Genomic DNA, 8,057 nt, shown 5'->3' with positions numbered 1-8,057 from the left:
GGTATCGAAGTACTGGGAGATCGACGAGATCCGGCCGGCGTTCATTCATGCGAACATCCCGCCGAATATCCCCGATGCGCCGTTCCAGATGCCGGAGTTCCCTCGCGACGACAAGGGCCGCGCGAAGCTGCCGGCCTATCTGCTGACCGCGCATAAGGCCGGCTGAACGTCAGACGGCTGCCGTCGCATCGGTGAGCGCGTCGGCGAAGGTGGTCAGCTCATCGATCGTGGTGTCTAGGTGCGGCGAAATCCGCAACACCGGCGCCGTAAGCTCCAGCGGCGCACGTACCACCCCAGCCGATGTCGTCAAAATGCGCCGTTCGGCGATCAGCCACGCGCGGATCTTCTCCGGGTCGGCACCGTCGACGGGGGCCAGCGTGGTGATGGCGCTTTGCTCGTCGACGGATTCGACCACACGCCACCCGCGCACATCGGCGAGTACGGTCCGGCTGATGCGGCCCACCTCGGCGAGGCGCGCGCGCACCGCAGCCGGTCCGGCTGCGATGTGCTCACCGACCGCAACCGAAAATCCCACGCGGGCGGCTACATTGGCTTCGTCGAGTTCGAGTCGCTCAGCCACCGACAGGGACGACACCCAATCCGGCGGCGGCAGCCGCGGCCGGAGCCTTTGGACTAGGCTCGGCGACACCGCAAGCACACCGACGCCCCGCGGGCCGGCGATCCATTTGCGCGACGAAGCATAGGTCACGTCGGCGCCCGCAGCGCAGTCCACCTGCCCGAGTGCTTGGGCGGCATCGACCACCAGCGGTAGACCCAAATCCCGGCACAGCTGGGCCATTTGGTGCAGTGGCTGCACCACGCCGCGGTGGCTGGCCACCGCGGTCAGGTGAACCAGGTCGGGGGGATCGGCGGCCAGGCCGGCGGCGGCTTTGTCGACCTCGACTCGACCCTGGTCGTCGGTCGGTAGCGGGCGGCGGGCAAAGCCGTGCGCAGCCATCACGGCAAGGTTGGGTCCGTACTCACCCGGCAAACACGCCAGGGTCCGACCGGCAGGCCAACTGGCCAACAGCAGATCCAGCGCGTGCAACGACCCGGTGGTGAAAACCACTTCTGCGTCGGGCATCCCGGCAAGCGCGGCCACGGCGGCGCGTCCGGCGTCAAGAACAGGTTTGGCCGCATCGGCCGCGACATATCCGCCGACCTCGGCCTCGTGTCGCGCGTGGGCGGCGGCGGCGTCGAGCACCGCGAAGCTTTGCCGCGAACAGGCGGCGCTGTCCAGGTGTATCCCGGCGACCGGCGGTCGGGCCGCCCGCCAGGCCACACCCAAATTGACCGAGCTACCGCTCACTTGATTGCCAGCGACAACCCGAAATCGCCGGCATCATCGGTCCACCACCGGGTACGCCGCAGCCCCGCCCGGGCCAGTTCGTCGGCCACCGCATTAGCCCGAAACTTGCAGGACACTTCGGTGAGTATCTCTTCGCCAGAGGCGAATTCGACGGTCAGGTCCAACGCAGCGATGGACACCCGCTGCGCGCTCTCGGCCCGCAGCCACATCTCCATCCGCTCGTCGTCGCCGTTCCAGCGGGCCACGTGCCGGTAGGCGTCGACGTCGAAGTCGGCATCCAGTTCCCTATTGATCACCGTAAGGACATTGCGATTGAATTGCGCTGTCACTCCTGCTGCGTCGTCATAGGCCTGCACGAGCCGGCCAGCGTCCTTGACCAAATCCGTGCCCAGCAGCAGGCTGTCCCGCGGTCGCATGACCGCGGCCAACGTCGCCAGGAACTCCGCCCGCGGTTCAGTGGTGAGGTTGCCGATCGTCGAGCCCAAGAACACGAACAGCCGCCGCCCGCCGTCCGGGATTTCCGACAGATGCTCTTCGAAATCGCCGCAGACAGCAGCGATTTCGATATCGGGATACTCCCGCTGGATGGCAGTCGCTGCTGCTCCCAACATGCTCGCGTCGACGTCGAACGGCACAAACCTGCGCAGTGCACCGCCGTCGTGCAGCGCCGCCAGTAGCGTCCTGGTCTTCTCCGACGTACCGCTGCCCAGCTCGACCAGAGTGTCTGCGCCGGCGACCGAGGCGATCTCTGCAGACCGGGCCCGCAAGATCTCCGCCTCGGCGCGTGTCGGGTAATACTCGGGCAGCCGGGTGATCTGGTCAAATAGGTCGCTGCCTACCGAATCATAAAACCACTTGGGCGGCAACGACTTCGGAGAACTCCGAAGCCCGTCGAGCACGTCACGGCGCAGCGCCTGATATGCGGAGTCCGCCGCCAGGTGGTTGCACAGCGATAACGTCATCGAGATCCTTTCGTGTGTTCCAGTGCGGTCAAAGTGACGCCCTCGGCGGTGACATCGACGAGGTGGCGGTCCGGTATGTCTTCCCAGCCGGGCTGGTCGTCATACGGCTCGCTGGCCAACACCAGCCCGTCGTCGCGACGCAGGATCGACAGGGTGTCGCCCCAAGTCGTGGCGAGGAGCCGAGAACCGTTGGCCGCCATGATGTTCAGCCGAGCAGTCGGGTCGTCGGTGCCCACCTTGACGATGGTCTCACCCAATGCATCGAGACCCCGGTCGAAGATCAGCGCAGCGAGAATTGCGCTGTCACAGACTGATTCGATCCGTAGACCGGCTGGCAGCACACGCCGGTTGACAATCCCGTTGTGCGACAACAGCCACTGTCCGTCGGTGAACGGGGCGGTCGCGCTGGCTTCGATCGGCATGCCGACTGTCGCTGAGCGCACTGCCGCCACCACGCAGCGGCTGCGCAGCGCCGGCGCGACGGAATCGAACGAGACGTCTCCCCACAGCGGTGCGACGCTGCGCCAGCGCCGCGGCGTCGCGCCGTCGAAAAACCCTACGCCCCAACCATCGGCGTTCAACAGGCAATACTTTTGCCGACGCGGAGCATAGGACTGCACCCGGAGACCATGGGGCGGGTCGAGCACCAACGAGGAGACCGAGACTTCCCGTCCCAGCCAGCCGAGGTGTCGGCACATCAGGCGTCCCACGCCAGCCGCAGGCCGGAAAAGATCTGCCGCCGATATGGGTGATCCCAGTTACGGAAGCTGGGCCGCAGCGTGGCCGACTCCACGGCCCAAGACCCGCCGCGCAGCACCCGGTAGTCGCCGCCGAAGAACGGTTGCGAGTAGCGCTGGTAAATCATCGGTGTGAAGCCCGGCCACGGTTGCAACGTCGAGCTGGTCCATTCCCAGACATCGCCGAGCATCTGCTCGACTCCATAGGCCGACGCACCCGCCGGATAAGCACCGGCGGGTGCCGGGCGAAGTGCGTCGCCGCCGAGGTTGGCGCGGGTAGCCGACGGCTCCTCCGCGCCCCACGGATAGCGGCGCCGAGTAGCGCTTTCCGGATCCCACGCGCACGCCTTCTCCCATTCGGCTTCGGTGGGCAGGCGGGCGCCGGCCCACGCGGCGTAAGCCTGCGCCTCGAAGTAGCTGACGTGCTGAACCGGCTCGTCGGCGGGGATGTCCTCGACCCGACCGAACCGGGCGCGAGTCTGCCCGTCGGGCGCCCAGAACTGCGGCGCGGTCAGGCCGGCGCTTTGGCGGTGCTCCCAGCCGCGTGCCGACCACCACTGTGGCTGGCTGTAGCCGCCGTCATCGACGAACTGGCGCCATTCGGCGTTGGTCACCGGAACGCGTCCGATGCGAAATGCCGGGATATCGACGACGTGGGCCGGGCGTTCGTTGTCCAACGAGTACGGTTCGGCTGCCCCGTCGACACCCAGGACGAACGGACCGCCCGGCACCAGCACCGACGTCCCGGCGAGTCCCGGCCTACCGGGCGGCAGCGTGGACGTGTCCGGCAGAAGCGGCGGACCGCTGCGCAGATTCAGCGCCTGCAGCATCGTTTCGTCGTGCTGGTTTTCGTGGCTGACCACCATCCCGAACGGGAAGTCCCGGCCCGGCTCGTCGGGCAGCGCATCGAGGGCATCCAGCGCGGCCGATCGCACGGTCCGGCAATACGTCCGCGCCTGGTCGGGAGTCAGCAGCGGCAGGTCGACGCGACTGGCCCGGGAATGCACGAAAGCGTCGTAGAGGTCTTCGACGACGCGCGGCAACATCCCCGGTCGGTCCGGGTCACCACCGCGCAGCAGCCACAGTTCTTCCTGCTGACCGATGTGCGCCAGGTCCCACACCAACGGGCTCATCAGCGGGTCGTACTGGCGGCGAAGTTCGGCGTCGCCGAAATCGACCAGCCGCAGGGTCCGCTCCCGTGCCCGGGTCAGATCTCGGGCCAGCGCCTCGCTTGAACTCACGACTCCCCTAGCGCCAGCTTGGTGACCGAAGCCGCGATGCCATTGGCGATCACCTGGTCGGAAAAGTCGTCGGCGGGACAGCGGCCCCGTTCGACGGCGGCGACCAGATCCACCATCGGCTCGCTGAGGCTGGGCGGCACGCGTTCGGCGGCGACGGCCACCAGCCGGTTGGCCGCGGCGTAGAGTCGCCGGTCACCAAGCCCGGTCCGCGCAGCGACATCCCAAGCGGTGGCCACGGGCTCGACGGCTTCAGCAGCGATATCAGCAGCCACCGGATCGTCGAGCAGCGTCACCAACGTGAACACCACAGCCGGCCAGATGGAGTTGGGAACGCTGTCCAGGTAGCGGATTTCGAGCCACTGGCGTGGACGTACCGGCGGGAACAACGTAGTGAGGTGGTAATCCAGGTCGGAGGCGGTAGGGCGGCGACCGCCGAGCAACTCGCGGCCGTCTACCCAGTCCGCGAAGGGCAGATAGTGCATCACCGCCTCCGCAGCCTCTCTGGACGGGGAGTGCACCAGCATGACCGGCGCCTTCAAGGCGTAACGCGCCCAGTCAGTGCCGGGATCGTCGGCGCTGGCGGTCAGGATGGGTCCGCATCGCGCCGAGTCGAGCTGGCTCCACACCCGCTGGCGGGTGGATCGCCAGCCGGAGAAGTTGCCGCCCAATAGCGGCGAATTGGCGGCGATCGCGACCAAGGTGGGCCCCAGCGCGTGGGCCAGCCGCACCCGGTCGGCCCAACCGGTCGCGGGCCCGGCATCGAGATTGACCTGAACCGACGCCGTCGAGGTCATCATCGCCGCGCCCGCCGCTCCGGTGTGGCTGGCTTTGAAGAACTGTTCCATCGCGTGGTAGCGCGCACCCGGATTGATGCGCTGAGCCGGCCGTAGCGGATCCGCGCCGAGCAATACCAGGCCCAGACCAGCGCCGGCGAAAGCTGTTCGCAGCACGGCCTGGTCGCTTGTCATCGCCTCGATCGCCGGCAGCACACCCTGCAGCGGCGGGCCGGACAATTCGACAGCACCACCGGGTTCGATGGTGACGACGCTGCCACCCGGCATGCCCGGAAGAGATTTCAGGACGCCGGTGATTTCATCCCAGGTCGGTCGGCGATTCGGGTTGACTGGGTCGAAGCAGTGCGCCTCGAGCTCGAGGCCGACCCGCCCTACCGGACCATCGGACAGGCAGCTGTCGGTGATGTACTGCGCTGCGGCCGATGAACTGGCCAGCTCGTCTGCGGGGCATGCGTGATCCTGCTGCGACGCGACGGCAAACGCCATATTCCCGATCCCTTCGGCCCAGGCCAACGGTCCCGAGCGATCGATCCCGTTGGTTGCGCGCGGCTACCCCACGATAGCCACAAGCTTCCATCTTCCAGAGGGCACCGACATCTTCCCGTGGTCGCCGGGCTCCCGCGATATTCGGGCGCGCCAGCGTGCGCCGAAACGGCCACGGTTATTGACCTAGCGCATTCTCCATGGCGCCGGCCAGCACGTTTACCGCAGGACCGCCGTTACCGGACTGACAGACCTTGGCTTGCAGGAGCACGTTTTCCCGCAGCCGGGTCTGGCTGAAACATCGCCGGTCGGTGCCGGCTTCCTGCTTGGTCCATGCCGCATCGGCGGGACCTGCGGGTCCGCCGTCGAACGACCAGACTTGCGTGCTTCCGTTGTCCAGATGCATCGCTGTGGTCTGCCCGGAGCAGCCGGCCGTGCGGTCTACAACGCGGTGGAACGCTGCGGCGGCGGCATCACCGGTCGCGAAGACGCCGACCGCTTGTCTGACGAAGTGAGTCGGGTCGGTTGGTGACGTCTGGGTGCTGGCGCCGTTGAACGATGCCAGGTCGGGGTCGTTGTAGACCTCCGGCAACCCGATGTCGGCCCAGTTGTTGCACACCGGGTTGTCGACGAAGAACGACTGGACCGGCTGGGTGAACATCGACTCGTCGCGCATCGGCCCGCCGACGATGTTGCCCACCGAACCCTTGCTCAGGACGGCATAGCTAACGACGCCAGGGGCGGAAGGCACGGCCGCCGTCGGCGGGGCCAGAAGTACCGCCGCGACGCCGCCGACCGCCACGCCCATCGTCGCCTTCGCGACTTCGAAGGTCATGGATCTTGCGCTACGGCGTGGCAGGGGCGGGAGGCGGACCGCCATGACCGCCGCCATGGCCGCCGGGGCCACCGGGCCCGCCCGGCCCCATGTCCGGTCCGAAGGGCCCTGGCATCATTGGCGGGCCGCCGGGCCAACCGGGGCCCATGCTGGGCGGAAATGGTCCCGGGAAGACGAACATTCCGCCGGGAGGACCGTCGGGACCGCCGGGTCCAAACATGCCGTGGTGATGACGGAAGGGCTGATCATGCCCGGCGACTGCGGCGCCAGTAAAGAAGATGACCGCCACGATGAAAACGATGCCCGCGACAATCACCACCCACGCCGCCACCTGGTAGAGCCGCGAAGGCTTCGCCAAGTGCGGCGGCACAGGCGTGGCGGGGGGCGGCGGCTGGATCTCGTGCTCGGGTGCTTGGGTCATCCCCTGATCATGCCGACGTGGGCGCCGACCATCAAACGCCGCACTCTTGGCGTGGCCGCGCGGCTACCGTCCTAGCAGCACAAGAACCAGGCGAAACGAAGCGCGACCAGGGCAATGAGCAGGACACCGGCAATGATCGCCACCCACGCCGCTACTTGATAGAGCCTCTCGGAATGTGCGGGCACAGGTGCGGCGAGCGGCGCGGCGGGCGGCGGCGGAATCGACGACGGAGGTGTCTCGCTCATGCTTCGCCATAATGCCTCACCTGAGCGATAGCCGCGACTGGATGGCGGGCCGTTAAGACGTCGTAGGAAAGACTCGGAGCCCGGCGTCCCGTTGCGGGGACGCCGGGCTCATGGGCAGAGAACTGCGGACTACGGCTGCGCCGGAGCCAGCGACGGCGAGACGGACGACGGTGGTTGCGAGGGTCCTGGGCTGGCGGGACCCCCCGGACCGCCAGCACCCGGGCCGCGGTGCATGCCGCCGGGGCGCACGCCGTGGTGTTGACCCATGTGGTGGTGGTGGCACCCGTGGTGGTGATGATGGCCGGCGATCTTGAAACCGGCGAAGAAAACGCTCATGGCGATAAAGACGATGCCGGCAACGATCACGACCCACGCCGCGAACCGGTAGAGCCAATAAGGTTTGACTACTTCGGTTGTTGGTGTGGTGGCGACCGCAGTCGGCCTGGTTGGTGTTTCAGGTGTTTCGCTCATGCTGAAATGATGCGTGGGCAACGGCTAGGGCCCGCTAGGTACAACCTATGAAAAACGTATGAGTGGCGCCGAAATTAGCCCGCTTCGGCTGAACCGATATTTCGAGAATTGAGTTCATTATGGCTGGGCGAGTCGAAGGCAAGGTCGCGTTCATCACCGGGGCCGCCCGCGGCCAGGGCCGGGCGCACGCCGTGCGATTGGCGCAAGAGGGCGCGGACATCATTGCCATCGACATCTGCAAGCCGATCGAGGGATTCTTGAACCCGCCGTCCACGCCGGAGGATCTGGCCAAGACCGCGGATCTGGTGCGGGGCCACAACCGCCGCGTTGTCACCGCCGAAGTCGACGTGCGCGACTACGAGGCCCTCAAAGCCGCAGTCGACAGCGGAGTCGAGCAACTCGGGCGGCTGGACGTCATCGTGGCCAACGCAGGCATCAGCAACGCCGGCAACGACGACGGTGGCACACTCGACAAAGTCAGCGAAAGTGACTGGCAGGACATGATCGATGTGAACCTCTCAGGCGTGTGGAAGACCGTGAAAGCCGGTGTGCCCCATAT

10 protein-coding genes and 1 pseudogene are annotated in these 8,057 nt (G+C 67.0%); 2 read left to right on the top strand and 9 right to left on the bottom strand.

The genetic code is table 11. The annotated features are described in order from the left end of the window. Window positions 1-166, top strand: a pseudogene (locus WB785_RS05095) (SAM-dependent methyltransferase); the annotation flags it as partial. A gap of 3 nt (window positions 167-169) precedes the next feature. Here WB785_RS05095 and egtE read toward each other — a convergent pair. The 9 genes from egtE to WB785_RS05050 all read right to left on the bottom strand — a co-directional run bounded on the left by egtE (window position 170) and on the right by WB785_RS05050 (window position 7,498). Continuing rightward, a complete protein-coding gene (egtE, locus tag WB785_RS05090; RefSeq protein ID WP_424077611.1) occupies window positions 170-1,309 on the bottom strand; it encodes an ergothioneine biosynthesis PLP-dependent enzyme EgtE in 1,140 nt (379 codons plus the stop codon). Continuing rightward, window positions 1,306-2,271 carry an L-histidine N(alpha)-methyltransferase gene (egtD, locus tag WB785_RS05085; protein WP_424077610.1) on the bottom strand — a complete coding sequence of 322 codons (966 nt, stop codon included), beginning with the start codon at window positions 2,269-2,271 and terminating at the stop codon, window positions 1,306-1,308. Before egtD ends, egtE begins: the two co-directional genes overlap by 4 nt. After that, window positions 2,268-2,969 carry an ergothioneine biosynthesis protein EgtC gene (egtC, locus tag WB785_RS05080; RefSeq protein ID WP_424077609.1) on the bottom strand — a complete coding sequence of 234 codons (702 nt, stop codon included), beginning with the start codon at window positions 2,967-2,969 and terminating at the stop codon, window positions 2,268-2,270. The genes egtD and egtC overlap by 4 nt, the downstream gene beginning before the upstream one ends. Beyond that, window positions 2,969-4,249 (bottom strand): ergothioneine biosynthesis protein EgtB, encoded by a 1,281-nt coding sequence (gene egtB, locus WB785_RS05075; RefSeq protein ID WP_424077608.1) that lies wholly within the window; start codon window positions 4,247-4,249, stop codon window positions 2,969-2,971. Before egtB ends, egtC begins: the two co-directional genes overlap by 1 nt. Then, a complete protein-coding gene (egtA, locus tag WB785_RS05070) occupies window positions 4,246-5,529 on the bottom strand; it encodes an ergothioneine biosynthesis glutamate--cysteine ligase EgtA (protein ID WP_424077606.1) in 1,284 nt (427 codons plus the stop codon). Before egtA ends, egtB begins: the two co-directional genes overlap by 4 nt. Before the next feature lie 175 nt (window positions 5,530-5,704). Beyond that, window positions 5,705-6,334 carry a sensor domain-containing protein gene (locus tag WB785_RS05065; protein ID WP_424077613.1) on the bottom strand — a complete coding sequence of 210 codons (630 nt, stop codon included), beginning with the start codon at window positions 6,332-6,334 and terminating at the stop codon, window positions 5,705-5,707. A 37-nt stretch (window positions 6,335-6,371) separates the two neighbouring features. After that, window positions 6,372-6,782, bottom strand: a complete 411-nt coding sequence (locus WB785_RS05060; protein ID WP_424077605.1) for a hypothetical protein — start codon at window positions 6,780-6,782, stop codon at window positions 6,372-6,374. Between the two features lie 71 nt (window positions 6,783-6,853). Further along, window positions 6,854-7,027 (bottom strand): hypothetical protein, encoded by a 174-nt coding sequence (locus WB785_RS05055; protein WP_424077604.1) that lies wholly within the window; start codon window positions 7,025-7,027, stop codon window positions 6,854-6,856. Window positions 7,028-7,156: 129 nt separating this feature from the next. Beyond that, on the bottom strand, window positions 7,157-7,498 hold the full coding sequence (locus WB785_RS05050) for a hypothetical protein (protein WP_424077603.1): 342 nt from the start codon (window positions 7,496-7,498) through the stop codon (window positions 7,157-7,159). Between the two features lie 119 nt (window positions 7,499-7,617). On the opposite strand from WB785_RS05050, the gene WB785_RS05045 reads away from it, so the two are divergent. Further along, the coding region (locus tag WB785_RS05045; RefSeq protein ID WP_424077602.1) for an SDR family NAD(P)-dependent oxidoreductase at window positions 7,618-8,057 on the top strand (440 nt) is incomplete at its 3' end.

This window comes from Mycobacterium sp. (assembly GCF_049585075.1).
Classification (GTDB): Bacteria; Actinomycetota; Actinomycetes; order Mycobacteriales; family Mycobacteriaceae; genus Mycobacterium.
Note: the sequence above shows the minus strand (reverse complement) of the source record. Positions and strands in the feature narration are given on the sequence as shown.